The sequence below is a fragment of the Pseudomonas flexibilis genome (assembly GCF_000802425.1).
Lineage (GTDB): Bacteria > Pseudomonadota > Gammaproteobacteria > Pseudomonadales > Pseudomonadaceae > Serpens > Serpens flexibilis.
In genome coordinates this window covers 95359-108334 of the sequence record NZ_JRUD01000003.1, presented here as the reverse complement: position 1 = coordinate 108334, position 12976 = coordinate 95359, and the positions used below count along the sequence as shown (strand labels likewise).

Annotated in this window: 12 protein-coding genes, 1 tRNA gene and 1 pseudogene; 9 read left to right on the top strand and 5 right to left on the bottom strand. The window is 66.5% G+C overall.

From position 1 onward, the window contains the following. Nucleotides 1-75 precede the first annotated feature (75 nt). The gene (locus SF06_RS18210) at nucleotides 76-378 is read left to right on the top strand and encodes a hypothetical protein (protein WP_234703290.1); all 303 of its coding nucleotides are present in this window, start codon (nucleotides 76-78) and stop codon (nucleotides 376-378) included. Between the two features lie 177 nt (nucleotides 379-555). Here SF06_RS18210 and SF06_RS18630 read toward each other — a convergent pair. The 3 genes and pseudogenes from SF06_RS18630 to SF06_RS03105 form a co-directional block, all read right to left on the bottom strand. Continuing rightward, a pseudogene (locus SF06_RS18630) lies at nucleotides 556-712 on the bottom strand (integrase arm-type DNA-binding domain-containing protein); the annotation flags it as partial. Nucleotides 713-876: 164 nt separating this feature from the next. After that, nucleotides 877-952 (bottom strand) — tRNA-Thr (locus SF06_RS03110). A gap of 63 nt (nucleotides 953-1015) precedes the next feature. Further along, the gene (locus tag SF06_RS03105) at nucleotides 1016-3736 is read right to left on the bottom strand and encodes a cation-transporting P-type ATPase (RefSeq protein WP_039559933.1); all 2721 of its coding nucleotides are present in this window, start codon (nucleotides 3734-3736) and stop codon (nucleotides 1016-1018) included. A 258-nt stretch (nucleotides 3737-3994) separates the two neighbouring features. Here SF06_RS03105 and SF06_RS03100 point away from each other — a divergent pair, with 258 nt between their 5' ends. The 3 genes from SF06_RS03100 to SF06_RS03090 all read left to right on the top strand — a co-directional run bounded on the left by SF06_RS03100 (nucleotide 3995) and on the right by SF06_RS03090 (nucleotide 6511). Next, nucleotides 3995-5158 carry a phospholipase D-like domain-containing protein gene (locus SF06_RS03100; protein WP_039559931.1) on the top strand — a complete coding sequence of 388 codons (1164 nt, stop codon included), beginning with the start codon at nucleotides 3995-3997 and terminating at the stop codon, nucleotides 5156-5158. 75 nt (nucleotides 5159-5233) lie between these two features. After that, a complete protein-coding gene (locus SF06_RS03095) occupies nucleotides 5234-5836 on the top strand; it encodes a DUF2846 domain-containing protein (RefSeq protein WP_039559930.1) in 603 nt (200 codons plus the stop codon). 93 nt (nucleotides 5837-5929) lie between these two features. Then, nucleotides 5930-6511 carry a DJ-1/PfpI family protein gene (locus SF06_RS03090; protein WP_027590057.1) on the top strand — a complete coding sequence of 194 codons (582 nt, stop codon included), beginning with the start codon at nucleotides 5930-5932 and terminating at the stop codon, nucleotides 6509-6511. Between the two features lie 59 nt (nucleotides 6512-6570). Here the strand turns inward: SF06_RS03090 and SF06_RS03085 are convergent, their stop codons facing one another. Beyond that, nucleotides 6571-8094 (bottom strand): fumarate hydratase, encoded by a 1524-nt coding sequence (locus tag SF06_RS03085; RefSeq protein WP_027590058.1) that lies wholly within the window; start codon nucleotides 8092-8094, stop codon nucleotides 6571-6573. A 214-nt stretch (nucleotides 8095-8308) separates the two neighbouring features. On the opposite strand from SF06_RS03085, the gene SF06_RS03080 reads away from it, so the two are divergent. From SF06_RS03080 to SF06_RS03070, 3 genes are all read left to right on the top strand, one after another. Further along, nucleotides 8309-9250, top strand: coding sequence for an iron-sulfur-binding ferredoxin reductase (locus tag SF06_RS03080; protein WP_039559929.1), 942 nt, complete (start codon nucleotides 8309-8311; stop codon nucleotides 9248-9250). Between the two features lie 118 nt (nucleotides 9251-9368). After that, nucleotides 9369-9944 carry a hypothetical protein gene (locus tag SF06_RS03075; protein WP_039559927.1) on the top strand — a complete coding sequence of 192 codons (576 nt, stop codon included), beginning with the start codon at nucleotides 9369-9371 and terminating at the stop codon, nucleotides 9942-9944. Between the two features lie 137 nt (nucleotides 9945-10081). Then, nucleotides 10082-10606 carry an outer membrane beta-barrel protein gene (locus tag SF06_RS03070; protein WP_052199688.1) on the top strand — a complete coding sequence of 175 codons (525 nt, stop codon included), beginning with the start codon at nucleotides 10082-10084 and terminating at the stop codon, nucleotides 10604-10606. A 45-nt stretch (nucleotides 10607-10651) separates the two neighbouring features. Here the strand turns inward: SF06_RS03070 and SF06_RS03065 are convergent, their stop codons facing one another. Further along, nucleotides 10652-11815, bottom strand: coding sequence for a 1-acyl-sn-glycerol-3-phosphate acyltransferase (locus SF06_RS03065; protein ID WP_039559926.1), 1164 nt, complete (start codon nucleotides 11813-11815; stop codon nucleotides 10652-10654). 125 nt (nucleotides 11816-11940) lie between these two features. Here SF06_RS03065 and SF06_RS03060 point away from each other — a divergent pair, with 125 nt between their 5' ends. Beyond that, nucleotides 11941-12201: a putative signal transducing protein gene (locus tag SF06_RS03060; RefSeq protein ID WP_027590062.1), complete on the top strand. Its 261-nt coding sequence runs from the start codon at nucleotides 11941-11943 to the stop codon at nucleotides 12199-12201. An 18-nt stretch (nucleotides 12202-12219) separates the two neighbouring features. Further along, nucleotides 12220-12831, top strand: a complete 612-nt coding sequence (locus SF06_RS03055; RefSeq protein WP_039559925.1) for an SOS response-associated peptidase — start codon at nucleotides 12220-12222, stop codon at nucleotides 12829-12831. Nucleotides 12832-12976 lie beyond the last annotated feature (145 nt).

Below are 12976 nucleotides of genomic sequence, written 5' to 3'. Positions count from 1 at the left end.
ACCGAGGTTGTCGACGTCCCCCTCAATGCTACCCCGCAAAACGCAGGGCATATCGCTCGAGCCACCCTTAGCCCGGTGGACAACCACACCAGCATCAAGCTCACCGTCGGCGGTGTCCCCCATTACATGGTGCTCCCCAGCCGCCTTGACATCGGTATTTACGCCGGTTCATGCCAGCAGCTGGGCAAGCAGCCAGCGTACAAGACCACTCAGGCCAACAGCGTTGATTACCCTTCTCTGGCCTCGCACACCCAGCATTGGGCACAGGCACCGGTGGCGCTGAGCGAGCTGACCAAGGGCGACTATGTACTGCTAGTACGCGCCAGCCCAGCAGACCGCAATCGTCCTCTGTTCTGCGGCAACATCCACGCCGGCTAGGAAGGGGCCACACAAGCGCCGTGGCCGGCACTCAGTGCGCAGGCCACGGTGACACTTCATGCCGTGCAGGGTTTGCCGGTGCGGAAGGGCCAATAAGCCTTGTTGCTTCGCTATCTTCGGCGGACTTGCACAGGTTGATCGCCGATATGGCATGGCCGGTCATGGGAACAGGTGGACGACCGGTCGGCTTGGTGTAGCGGAATCGCCAGCTTTTCGTGCCGTTGGCTTTGACCAGCAGGAACAGGCCGTCGCCGTCGAAGAGCTTGTAATCACGCTCGCGGGGCTTGGCGCTACGGCATTGGAGATCGGAGAGAGGGAGCGTTTTGCGGGCCATAGGGGTACGACCTCATTGTCGAACCGTGCCTGTACCCCTAAACGTACCCCTAAAAACGGCGGCTTTGCCTGGATTAAACCGGAACCCAATGAATCGGTTTATTCATTGAAGTCCCGGTCTAGAGCGGTTCCATGGATTTCGGTGGAAGTCCGTGGAAGGTATTCTGGTGCCGGAAACAGGAATCGAACCTGCGACCTTCGCGTTACGAGTGCGCTGCTCTACCTACTGAGCTATTCCGGCGGCGGCGCGTAAGCTAGCACTCCGGTCGCGACGAAGCAACCAGCGCAGCGGCTCTGCGCGCGGTCATCCGTGCACCGTCTGTGGATGCGGCCGTTCGCGGCGATTGTCGATCCGGCGGCGTATCCATTTCTCCAGCTCGGAGCCGATCAGGACCAGCGAGCCGGCGGCGATCACCCGTGCCCATTCGCCGGCATCCAGCGCGGCCGAGCCGAATACCTTCTGCAGGGGCGGCGCGTAGGTGTACAGCAGTTGCAACGGCACGCAGGCGGCGATGCTGACCAGCACCCAGGGATTGCCCAGCAGCCCCTGGCGGTTGAGTACCGAGGCGAACAGCGAGCGGCTGCACAGCAGGTAGAACATTTCGCTGGCCACTACCACGTTGACCGCCATGGTGCGGGCCACTTCCAGCTCGCTGCCGCGCTGCAGTTCCCAGAGGAACAGCCCCAGCGCGCCGATCATCATCAGCACCGAGACCATGATCACCCGCCAGATGAACAGGCCGGAAAGCAGCGCCTCGCTCGGGCTGCGTGGCGGGCGGCGCATCAGCCCGGGTTCGGCCGGCTCGGCGGCCAGCGCCAGGCTCAGGGCGCAGGAGGTGACCATGTTGATCCACAGCACCTGGGCCGCGGTCAGCGGCAGCGCCAGCTGAAAGAGGATGGCGGCCACCACCACCAGCGCTTCGCCGCCATTGGTGGGCAGCATGAAGAGGATGAACTTCTTCAGGTTCTCGTAGATGGCGCGCCCCTCGCGCACGGCGTTGACGATGGTGGCGAAGTTGTCGTCGGCGAGCACCACGTCGCCGGCTTCCTTGGCCGCCTCGGTGCCCTTGTGGCCCATGGCCACGCCGACGTCGGCGCGCTTGAGCGCCGGTGCGTCATTGACGCCGTCGCCGGTCATCGCCACCACCTCGCCGCTGGCCTGCAGGGCCTGCACCAGGCGCAGCTTGTGGGCCGGGCTGGTGCGCGCGAAGACGTCGATCTCACCCACGATCTTGCGCAGCGCCTGGTCGTCGAGCATCTCCAGCTCGGCGCCGGTCATCGCCGGCCGGCCGACGCCGATGCCCAGCTGCGCGCCGATGGTGCGCGCGGTGTCGGCATGGTCGCCGGTGATCATCTTGACGCGGATGCCGGCGCGCTGGCATTCGGCGACCGCCTCGATGGCCTCGCTGCGCGGCGGGTCGATGATGCCAACCAGCGCGAGCAGGGTGAAGCCGCGCTCCATGTCCTCGAAGCCGAGCTGGCGTTGCGTCGGGTCCACCGCCTTCTCGGCGATCACCAGCATGCGCAGGCCGTGGGCGGCGGTGTCGGTGAACATGCGTCGCCAGTAGTCGGGGTCGAGCGGCTGCTCGCCGTCCCGCACGCGCTGGCGGTCGCACATTTCCAGGATGCGCTCCGGCGCGCCCACCACGTGGATGCTGGCGCCGTCGGCGCCGTGGTGCAGGCTGGCGGTGAAGCGGTGCTCGGAGGCGAACGGGATGGCGTCACTGCGCGGCGTGGCGGCGGCCTCCTCGGCCAGGTCCAGGCCGGCCTTGCCGGCCAGCACCAGCAGCGCGCCCTCGGTGGGATCGCCTTCGATGCGCCAGTCGCCGTCGACCTCCAGCAAGCGGGCGTGGTTGCATAGCAGGCCGGAGCGAATCGCCGCCTGCAGCACCGGCTCGGCGCGCGGTTCCAGCGCAACCCCGTCACGGCTGAAGCTACCCAGCGGCGCATAGCCGACACCTTCGACGCTATACACGGCCTCGGCGCTGACCACCCGCTGCACGGTCATCTCGTTACGGGTCAGGGTGCCAGTCTTGTCGGAGCAGATCACCGTCACCGAACCCAGCGCCTCGACAGCCGGCAGGCGCCGGATAATGGCGTTGCGCCGGGCCATGCGCTGCACGCCGAGCGCCAGCATCACCGTCATGATCGCCGGCAACCCCTCGGGAATCGCCGAGGCGGTCAGCGCCACCGCCATGATGAACATGTCGCCCGGCGGGTGACCGCGCCACAGCACGCCGAGCACGAAGGTGGCGGCCACCAGGCCGAGGATGACCACCGCCAGCCAGCGCCCGAAGCGGTCGATCTGCCGCAGCAGCGGCGTGGACAGCTGCTGCACCCGCGCCAGCAGGCTGTTGATGTGGCCCAACTGGGTGTGCGCGCCGGTGGCCACCACCAGCCCGCGCCCCTGGCCGTTGACCACCAGGGTGCCCGACCAGGCCATGCTGAAACGGTCGCCAAGCGGCGCCTGGTCGGCCACCGGCTCGGGATCCTTGTCCACCGGCAGGGACTCGCCGGTGAGTGCCGCTTCCTCGATGCGCAGGTTGCGCACCTCCACGAGGCGCAGGTCGGCAGGCACCTTGTCGCCGGCATTGAGCAGCACCACATCCCCCGGCACCAGCCCTTCGGCACTGATTTCCCGGGCGTGCCCATCGCGCAGGACCGTGGCGTGGGCGGTGAGCAGCTGACGGATGCTGGCCAGGGCGTTCTCGGCGCGGCCCTCCTGGATAAAGCCGATCACCGCGTTGATCAGCACCGCCGCCACGATCACCCAGGTATCGACCCAATGGCCGAGCAACGCGGTGATCGCCGCCGCGCCCAGCATCAGGTAGAGCAGCAGGTTGTGAAACTGGCGCAGGAAGCGCATCAGCGGGCCGAGGCGGCGACCCTCCGGCAGGCGGTTGGGGCCATACTGGCGCAACCGTGCTTCGGCTTCGGCGCTGCTCAGGCCTGAGCGCTCGGCCCGCAGGCGGGCGAAGCAGGTCTCGCTATCCTGGGCATGCCAGGCGGGGGGCATCTCGCTCATCGTCGTCCTCGCGCGCGGGGCCGCGACCACTTGGCCGGCCCGGGGAATCCATGCCGGGCAAGTCTGGACGAAACGGGCGATGCAGGGCCAGCCGCCAAGCCGTTTCAAGGGATTTCCCCGGTTGAGCGGCGCAGAGCTCCCGGCTATCGTTGCGCCACCATTGGCCTTGAGAGTTCTTCATGTATCCATCGTCCCGCCTTGCCCTTTTCCGAGACCCGGCCGCGCACCCCGCGCCCGGCGCCTGGCGGAGCGGTGGCGATGCGTAGCGGCGCGGTCTTCCCCTGGCGCGGCGACAACCGCTTCGAATTGCTGGTGGACGGCGCCCACTTCTTCCCGCGCATGCTGGACGCGATCGCTGCCGCACAGCGGCAGGTGGAGCTGGAGCTGTACCTGGTCGAGGACGGCAAGTGCTTCGACCAGCTGCGCATCGCGCTGGTCGACGCGGCGCACCGCGGGGTACAGGTGCGCTGCCTGTTCGATTCATTCGGCTGTCTGAAGCTCAGCCCCGCCAACCGCCAGGCGCTGGTGGACGCCGGCGTGCAGCTGCGCCTGTACAACCCGGTGCGCTGGCGGCGCGGCCTGCGCAACCTGTTCCGCGATCACCGCAAGATCCTGCTGGTGGACGACCTGGTGGGGTATGTGGGCGGCACCGGCGCCACCGACGAGTTCTGGAACCCCGATCAGCCGCAGGACAGCTGGCACGAGGTAATGGTGGAAATGCACGGGCCGCTGCTGGGTGACTGGCGCAGCCTGTTCGAGTACCAGTGGCGCTGCTGCGGTGAGCGCCGTTTCTGGCGCCCCGTCGAACCGCTCCAACCGGCGCGCCTGCCGCCGCCGCCAGCCAAGCGCCGAGGGTTGGGCCGACTGGCCTATGCCGCCGCCCGCCAGCACCGCGACATCCTGCGTGCGCTGCTGCGCAGCCTGGGGCAGTCGCGCCGCCAGGTGCTGTTCGCCACGCCCTACTTCCTGCCGACCCGCAAGGTGCGCCGGGCGCTGATGCGCGCCGCGCGGCGCGGCATCGAGGTGCGCCTGCTGCTCACCGGCCAGCGTACCGATCATCCGGCGGTGCGCTACGCCGGACACCGCTACTACCCGCGCCTGCTGCGCGCGGGAGTACGCATCTTCGAGTACGAGCCGCGCTTTTTGCACGCCAAGATGGTGCTGGTGGACGACTGGGTGAGCATCGGCTCGTGCAATTTCGACCACTGGAACCTGCGCTGGAACCTGGAGGCCAACCTGGAGGCGTTCGATCCGTCGCTGTGCCAGGCGGTGGCACAGTGCTTCGAGCAGGACTTTGCACAGAGCAAGGAGATCACCCTCGTCGATTTCCAGAACCGGCCGCTGCCCCTGCGCCTCTACCAGCGCTTGTGGGGCTGGCTGGACCGCATCGTCATCAACCTGCTCGACCAGCGCCGGGACTGAGGCCCACCTTTCGGCAGGGATGGAGCGCACCGTCAGGCGTCTATGCTCGCTGCGACTTCTCCGACGAGGCTTGTCATGCGCCGTTTCCTGTCCCTTGCCCTGCTTCTGCTGCTGGCCGGCTGCTCGACCCCGGGCGCCTTCTTCGGCCCCACCAACGGGCCCATCTACCTGTCGCGGGACAGCGACCCTACCCTCGCCCTCATCCATGTCTATCGCCCGGCCAGCGACTGGGCCCGCCAGGAACTGGAAGCGCCGGGCGTGTTTCTGGACAACCGGCGGATCGGCCGGCTGCCGAGCGACAGCTACATGAGCCTGCTGGCCCGGCCCGGCAGCTACAAGATCGAAATGCGCCGCCCGCTGTTCGGCCTGCACTGGACCCTGCTCGCCGACGGTCCCTTCGATTTCAACCGCATCGCCAGCTTTACCCTGGAGGTGGAACCCGGCAAGCAGTACTTCCTGCGCTACGACGAGCTCAACCTGCCGGCCCACCACGTGGACCAGACCGAGCAGGGCGACGGCCCGCTGCGCCTGGTGGGCGAAAGCCTGGCGCGCCAGGAAATCGTCTTCACCAACCGCATCCAGCCCGACCGGGACATCCAGCTGACCGCCGAGCACGAACGCCCGCAACGCAGCTTCTGGCAGAGAGTCGGCGAGGCGCTGGACAAGATCGGCATCTGACCTGCGCCTCCGCGCAGCGGAACCTGACAACGGCCACTAGGCTGTAGCTGCCGGCGACTGATCGCCAGCCATTTTCCGTCAGGAGGACCGTTCATGGCCGCCAAGAAGATTCTCATGCTGGTCGGCGACTACGCCGAAGACTACGAAACCATGGTGCCCTTCCAGGCGCTGTGCATGGTCGGACACATCGTGCATGCCGTATGCCCGGACAAGGTCGCCGGCGAGACCGTGCGTACCGCGATCCATGATTTCGAGGGCGACCAGACCTACAGCGAGAAGCCCGGGCACAACTTCACCCTCAACGCCGATTTCGCCGAAGTCGAGGCGGCGGCCTACGACGCGTTGCTGATCCCCGGCGGCCGTGCGCCGGAGTACCTGCGCCTGAACCCTGAAGTGCTGCGTCTGGTGAAAGCCTTCGCCGACGCCGACAAGCCCATCGCCGCGGTTTGCCATGGCGCCCAGGTGCTGGCTGCCGCCGGCGTGCTCAAGGGCCGGACCTGCAGCGCCTATCCCGCCTGCGCCCCGGAGGTCCGTCTGGCCGGCGGCGAGTATGTCGAACTGCCGGTGGACGCGGTGCATGTGGATGGCAACCTGGTCACCGCGCCGGCCTGGCCGGCCCATCCCGCCTGGCTGGCGCGTTTTCTCGAGGTGCTGGGGACGCGCATCGAGCTGTGATCACCCCAACGAAAAAGCCCGGCACAGGGCCGGGCTTCTTCGCAACAGCAGACGACTGCTTACTTCACTTCCACCACCTGGGCTTCGGCGATCTTCTTCTGCCAGATCGCCGGGCCGGTGATGTGCACGGACTCGCCCTGGGTGTCGACCGCCACGGTGACCGGCATGTCCTTCACGTCGAACTCGTAGATGGCTTCCATCCCCAGTTCCGGGAAGGCGATGGTCTTGGCGCCCTTGATGGCCTGGGCCACCAGGTAGGCGGCACCGCCCACGGCCATCAGGTACACGGCCTTGTGGTCCTTGATGGCGTCGATGGCGATCGGGCCGCGCTCGGACTTGCCGATCATGCCCAGCAGGCCGGTGGCCTCGAGGATCTGGCGGGTGAACTTGTCCATGCGGGTCGCGGTGGTCGGGCCGGCCGGGCCAACCACCTCGTCACGCACCGGATCGACCGGGCCGACGTAGTAGATGAAGCGACCCTTGAGGTCCACCGGCAGTTGTTCGCCCTTGTTCAGCATGTCGACCATGCGCTTGTGGGCGGCGTCGCGGCCGGTGAGCATCTTGCCGTTGAGCAGCAGGGTTTCGCCCGGCTTCCAGCTCTGCACTTCTTCCGGGGTGATGGTGTCCAGGTTGACGCGACGGGCGCTCGGGCCGGCTTCCCAGACGATTTCCGGGTAGGCGTCCAGGTCCGGGGCTTCCAGCTTGGCCGGGCCGGAGCCGTCCAGCACGAAATGGGCGTGACGGGTGGCGGCGCAGTTGGGGATGATGCACACCGGCAGCGAGGCGGCATGGGTCGGGTAGTCCATGATCTTCACGTCGAGCACGGTGGTCAGACCGCCCAGGCCCTGGGCGCCGATGCCCAGCTTGTTGACCTTCTCGAACAGCTCCAGGCGCAGCTCCTCGATACGGTTCTGCGGGCCGCGGGCCTGCAGTTCGTGGATGTCGATCGGGTCCATCAGGACTTCCTTGGCCATCAGCGCAGCCTTCTCGGCGGTACCGCCGATACCGATGCCCAGCATGCCCGGCGGGCACCAGCCGGCGCCCATTTCCGGCACGGTCTTCAGCACCCAGTCGACGATCGAGTCGGACGGGTTGAGCATGGCCATCTTGGACTTGTTCTCGGAGCCACCGCCCTTGGCGGCCACGTGGATTTCCACGGTGTTGCCCGGCACCACCTGGTAGTGGATCACCGCCGGGGTGTTGTCCTTGGTGTTCTTGCGGGCACCGGCCGGGTCGGCCAGCACCGAGGCGCGCAGCACGTTGTCCGGGTGGGTGTAGGCGCGACGCACGCCCTCGTTGATCATGTCGTCCAGGCTCATGGTGGCGCCGTCCCAGCGCACGTCCATGCCGACCTTGGCAATCACGGTGACGATGCCGGTGTCCTGGCAGATCGGACGATGACCGGTGGCGCACATGCGCGAGTTGATCAGGATCTGGGCGATGGAGTCACGGGCGGCCGGCGACGCTTCGCGCAGGTAGGCCTCGTGCATGGCCTGGATGAAGTCGGTGGGGTGGTAGTAGGAGATGTACTGCAGGGCGTCGGCGACGCTCTGGATCACGTCATCCTGTTTGATCACGGTCATGGGTGCGCTCCTCTTTAAAGACGGGAACATCGAAGGAAGCGCCGGACCAGGACCGGCGCACCAGCAAAAAAGGCGCGGCAGTATAGCGCGGCCGACGAAAGTGCGGACAGCCGCGCGGCCTCGACCTTGGTCGCTCGGTCCGATAGTCAGAATCGATTGGCCGAAGGACCGTACCGTCATACAGTCGCGGCTCCTTCAGCTCTCTTTCCACGTCATGCCCGAACTCTCTGTTGGCGACCGGCACTGGTCGGTAGAGCCCGGTTGCAACCTGCTTGATGCCCTGCTCGAGGCCGGCCAATCCGTGGCGCACTGCTGCCGCGCCGGCAGTTGCGGCGCCTGCCGGGTGCGCTGTCTGTACGGCGAACCGCTGGACGCCCGGCCCGACGCCCTGCCGGCCAGCGAGCGCGCCGCCGGCTGGCGACTGGCCTGCCAGTGCCGGGTGAGCGAGGACCTGGGCGTCGAGCTGTTCGATCCGGCCCAGCAGACGCTGGCGGCCGAGGTGGTCGGCCACGACTGGCTGGCCCCCGAGGTGCTGCGCCTGCGTCTCGCAGCCGAGGTCCCGCTGCGCTACCAGGCCGGCCAACACCTGCTGCTGTGGCGTGACCACAGCCTTGCCCGCCCCTACTCGCTGGCGAGCCTGCCGGGGGAGGATGCGTTCCTGGAGTTTCATATCGACTGCGCGGGCAGGGGCGGCTTCTGTGACTACGCGCGCCGGCTGCGTCCGGGCGATCCCCTGCGCCTGAGCGGCCTGCAGGGCGGCGCGCTGCGCTATGAACCGGAATGGCAGGAGCGTCCGCTGTGGCTGCTGGCCACCGGCACCGGCCTGGCGCCGCTGTGGGCGATCCTGCGCGAAGCCCTGCGCCAGGGACACGCCGGCCCGATCCATCTGCTGCACCTGGCACGCTCGTCGACGGAGCATTACCTCGCCGATGCCCTGGATGGGCTGGCGCAACGGCACACGAACCTGCAGGTGACGTTGCTGGAGCACTCGCAGGCCGGCGCCTGGCTGCAGGCCCAGCGTCCGTCCCGCGACACCCGGGTGCTGCTGTGCGGCGCACCGGCCCGGGTGGACGCGCTGGCGCGGGCCCTCTACCTGGCCGGCCTGCCGCGCGGCCAGCTGTATCGAGAGCCATACATCACGGCAGCCGGGGCGTGACCTAGGCGGCCGGCGCAACGCTGGCAGCGGACGAACACCAGGATGGCGAACCGCGCCTTGCAGTTGGCCGAACAGGTCATATGCTGCCTGCTATCCACCGACAACAAGGACGATCACCATGCAAAGGACACCACGCACCCTCGCCTCCCTCGGACTCGCCGCCCTGCTGGCCTGCGCCGGCACGGCCCAGGCCGATGACATCAAGGAAGCGCTCGAGGAAGCCCTCAAGGCCTATAACCAGGGCGACATGAGCGGTACCAAGGAAAATCTCGGCTACGCCACCCAACTGCTCAACGAGAAAAGTGCCGATGCGCTGACCAAGGCCTTGCCGGCCCCGCTGCCGGGCTGGGAAGCCGACGAGGCACAAAGCTCCTCCGCCGGTGCGGCACTGTTCGGCGGCGGCCTGCAGGCTTCGCGCACCTACAACAAGGACGACCACTACATCGAAGTGGAGATCGTCGGCGACTCGCCGATGCTCTCGCAGATGATGGTGGTCATGACCAACCCCGCGCTGGCCGGCAGCATGGGCAAGTCGGTGAAGATCGGCAAACAGCGCGGCATCCAGGACGAGAACGGCAAGATCATGCTGATCATCAACAACCGCTTCATGGTCTCGGTGGAAGGCGACGCTGAACAGGCCGACAAGCTGGCCTACGCCGAGGCGGTGAAGCTGGAGGCGCTGAACGAGCTATGAAGAATGCTACCCCGCCCTAGGGCGGGGTAGCATGGTGCGCTGTGACCTGCAAACGTTATCCGTCTCCTCCCTAAAGAAAATGCAGAATAGGCCGACAAGCTCCCGGCTGTAACTTATTAAAAAAGGAGCTTTAAAAAATGAAAAAAATGCACATCGCGATTGCTGCTTCACTTCTAGCATTAGCTTCCCTGCCTGCTGCAGCTCAGGACATCAAGTTTTCCCTCGGCGGAGGGATCTACAACAGCACCCAGGAATTTGATCGCTATGCCGATGACGAATTCAGCGGTCTGGCCCTGACAGCCACAGCAGCCATCAACAACCATGTTGGCGCGCAAGTTAACTTCTACTCGGCTGAACATGACAAATACAGCACTTGGGAAGCTAGCGGCTACGACTTGCTGGTTCTCGGCGGAATCAACCTGATCGAAAATGGCTTTAAAGCCTATGTAAGTGCCGGCTTCTTCCGCGAAGAATGGGAAGAGTACGGATTCAAGGAAACCTTCAGCGGCCCGCAGTTCGGTCTCGGTGTCGGTTACAACTGGGAAAAAGTGTCGGTCGATTTATCGCTGAATTTCCGCGACTCCAGCGACTATGACGATTTCTGGGTACCGGATACCTCTTCCGTTACTTCCAGCCTTCTCAGCGCCTCGTACCGTTTCTGATCAGTCTGAGTGGGAAGATTTCGATCTTCCCACTCAGCCCTACCCCTACACGGGTCGGGCGTTCCGGATGCGGTACTGGTTACGCACCGGAGTGGCGTACTGCACCACCAGCCAAGGCCGGTGTTCGGCCGGGCAGGCGGTCAGGCGGCGGTCCCATTCCGCCTGTGCCCTGGACAGCTCCTCGGCGCCGAACAGTTCGTTGGCGGCCGGCACCGCCAGCTCGGGCTCGCGCCCTTCCCACATGGCGTAGGCCAGGTAGTGCACCGGGAACAGCCGGTAGTTGCCGAGGATGCACTTGTCGATATCCTGCGCCAGCTGCTTGGCGTCGTCACTGGCGCCGCGCACCGGAGCGGCGAAGGCAATGTGCACGCGCCCCTTGTAGCCGGTGATGCCCTTGGCGATGCTGCGGTCGTCCTCGCCCGGCGCCTTGGTGTAGCTGCCGGTGGTGGCGCGGGTATACAGCTCGCGCGCCTTGTCCAGGTCGCAGGGGTCGTATTCGTAGCTGATCGACACCGGCACCAGCGACAGCTCGTCGATCACCTGGCCGAATGCCTCGTCCTTGCGGCTCATGTGGAACATCTTGAGGATCGCCGAGTCGGTGCGATCGTCACCGTCCTTGGCCCGCCCCTCGGCCTGGGCGATCCAGATCGATTCGTCATCCTGGAGGATCGACTGGTTGATGTAGGCCGACAGCAACTGGAAGGCAGCCAGCTTCTCGCGCCGTCCGGTCAGCGAGCGGTGCACGATGAAGCTCTTGTTCAGGCGCATCAGGTCGCTGACGAAGGGCCGCTGCAGCAGGTTGTCGCCGATCGCGATGCGCGGTGTGCGGTGGCCGGCGTGGTACAGCGCGTAGTTGACAAAGGCCGGGTCCATGACGATGTCACGGTGGTTGGCCAGGTACAGGTGGCGGCGACCCTTGTGCAGATGCTCCAGGCCGGAATAGCTGATGCCATCGGTGGCCCGCTCGATGGTGCGATCCACATAGGGCTCGATGCGGGCCTGCAGCTTGGCCACGCTGTCGATGCCCTGCACTTCGCGGCGCAGGCGGCGCGCCACCAGCGGGCGCAGCGCCCAGCCAAACAGCCCGGCCAGTTTCGGCAGGCGGAAGCGGGTCAGGGTATCGAGGAATTCGGTGTCGTTGCACAGGCGCGCCAGCACAGCGGAAACCTCGCTGTCGGCGTAAGGGCGGATAGCGTCGAAGGTGCCCATCATGGTCTCGTTCGGGAGGAGAAAAACATGCAGCACCCAAAGGGGCGCGGAAAATAGATCGCCAAGTATACTCGCAAGTCACATCCAACCCGCTGTCAGGCGTTTTGTCGCGAGGATACCTCCCCATGCAGTGCATTCACCGCCCCTGGGATCTGCTGGAAGCGAACCTGCTGCGCGACATGCTGGCCAGCGAGGGCATCGCCGCCTACCTGCAAGGTGAGCACCTGATGGGCGCCGTCGGCGAACTGCCCGCCGGCGGGCTGCTCGCGCTGCTGGTCGAGGATGAACACACCGAACGCGCCCGGGAGCTGATCGCTGCCTACACGGCTGCCGAACCGCTGCCCGCCGAGGAGCCTCTTGGCGGTCCCGGCGAACTGCTCTGCTGATGTAAGGCTGATTGATCCATGAGTGGCCGTCTTGCCCTGTTCCGCTGGCCCGCCGCGCTCGCCGCGCTGCCCGGCTTCCCCGCGCTGCAACCCCACTGGAATCTTTCCCCTGGCGCGTCGCTGTTGCTGTTGCGCGCAGATGGCGAGACCCAGCGCGCCGACCTGGCGCGCTGGGGACTGACCCCGGCCTGGCTGACCGATCTGTCCCGTACACCCGCCCATGCCCGCGCCGAGACCCTGGCCGAACAGCCGATGTTCCGCGAGGCGTTTCGCCTGCGGCGTGGCCTGGTGCCGGTGAACGGCTTCTACGAGTGGCGAGGCGTGCGCAAACGGCCCTACTGGGTCGGGGCCGAGGGCGGCCTGCTGTATTGCGCGGTTCTGTGGGAGGTCTATCCGGCCGGGGATCGCGAGTACCTGAGTCTGGCGCTGGTGACTCGCCCGGCGGCCGATCTGCGTCGGCCACTGCTGCTGGATGCCGAGGGCCAGCGCGACTGGCTGGCGGCCGAGACTACGGCAGCCCGGCTGACGGCGCTGCTGCAGGCGCCCGTACCGCCTCTGCGCGAGCGGGCACTGGCGGGGCTGGTCAACGACCCGAACCTGGATGGCCCGGAGTGCCTGACCCCGGCCTGACCCACCTGCGGGAGCGAATTCATTCGCGAACGTTTGGCATCGCGAACGAGTTGGATAAAAACGGAACCACCCCACACGGGGGAAGCGAAACACGGGATGGCTCCGGGGAAAGGTGCCTGTCTGGCGTGGCGGCAAGAGTACGGAA

Bases quoted from the DNA above. Each gene is read 5' to 3' on its own strand.
- SF06_RS03105 (WP_039559933.1), bottom strand. From the start codon at position 3,736: ATGAGCGAGATGCCCCCCGCCTGGCATGCCCAGGATAGCGAGACCTGC.
- SF06_RS03100 (WP_039559931.1), top strand. From the start codon at position 3,995: ATGCGTAGCGGCGCGGTCTTCCCCTGGCGCGGCGACAACCGCTTCGAA.
- SF06_RS03095 (WP_039559930.1), top strand. From the start codon at position 5,234: ATGCGCCGTTTCCTGTCCCTTGCCCTGCTTCTGCTGCTGGCCGGCTGC.
- SF06_RS03090 (WP_027590057.1), top strand. From the start codon at position 5,930: ATGGCCGCCAAGAAGATTCTCATGCTGGTCGGCGACTACGCCGAAGAC.
- SF06_RS03085 (WP_027590058.1), bottom strand. From the start codon at position 8,094: ATGACCGTGATCAAACAGGATGACGTGATCCAGAGCGTCGCCGACGCC.
- SF06_RS03080 (WP_039559929.1), top strand. From the start codon at position 8,309: ATGCCCGAACTCTCTGTTGGCGACCGGCACTGGTCGGTAGAGCCCGGT.
- SF06_RS03075 (WP_039559927.1), top strand. From the start codon at position 9,369: ATGCAAAGGACACCACGCACCCTCGCCTCCCTCGGACTCGCCGCCCTG.
- SF06_RS03070 (WP_052199688.1), top strand. From the start codon at position 10,082: ATGAAAAAAATGCACATCGCGATTGCTGCTTCACTTCTAGCATTAGCT.
- SF06_RS03065 (WP_039559926.1), bottom strand. From the start codon at position 11,815: ATGGGCACCTTCGACGCTATCCGCCCTTACGCCGACAGCGAGGTTTCC.
- SF06_RS03060 (WP_027590062.1), top strand. From the start codon at position 11,941: ATGCAGTGCATTCACCGCCCCTGGGATCTGCTGGAAGCGAACCTGCTG.
- SF06_RS03055 (WP_039559925.1), top strand. From the start codon at position 12,220: ATGAGTGGCCGTCTTGCCCTGTTCCGCTGGCCCGCCGCGCTCGCCGCG.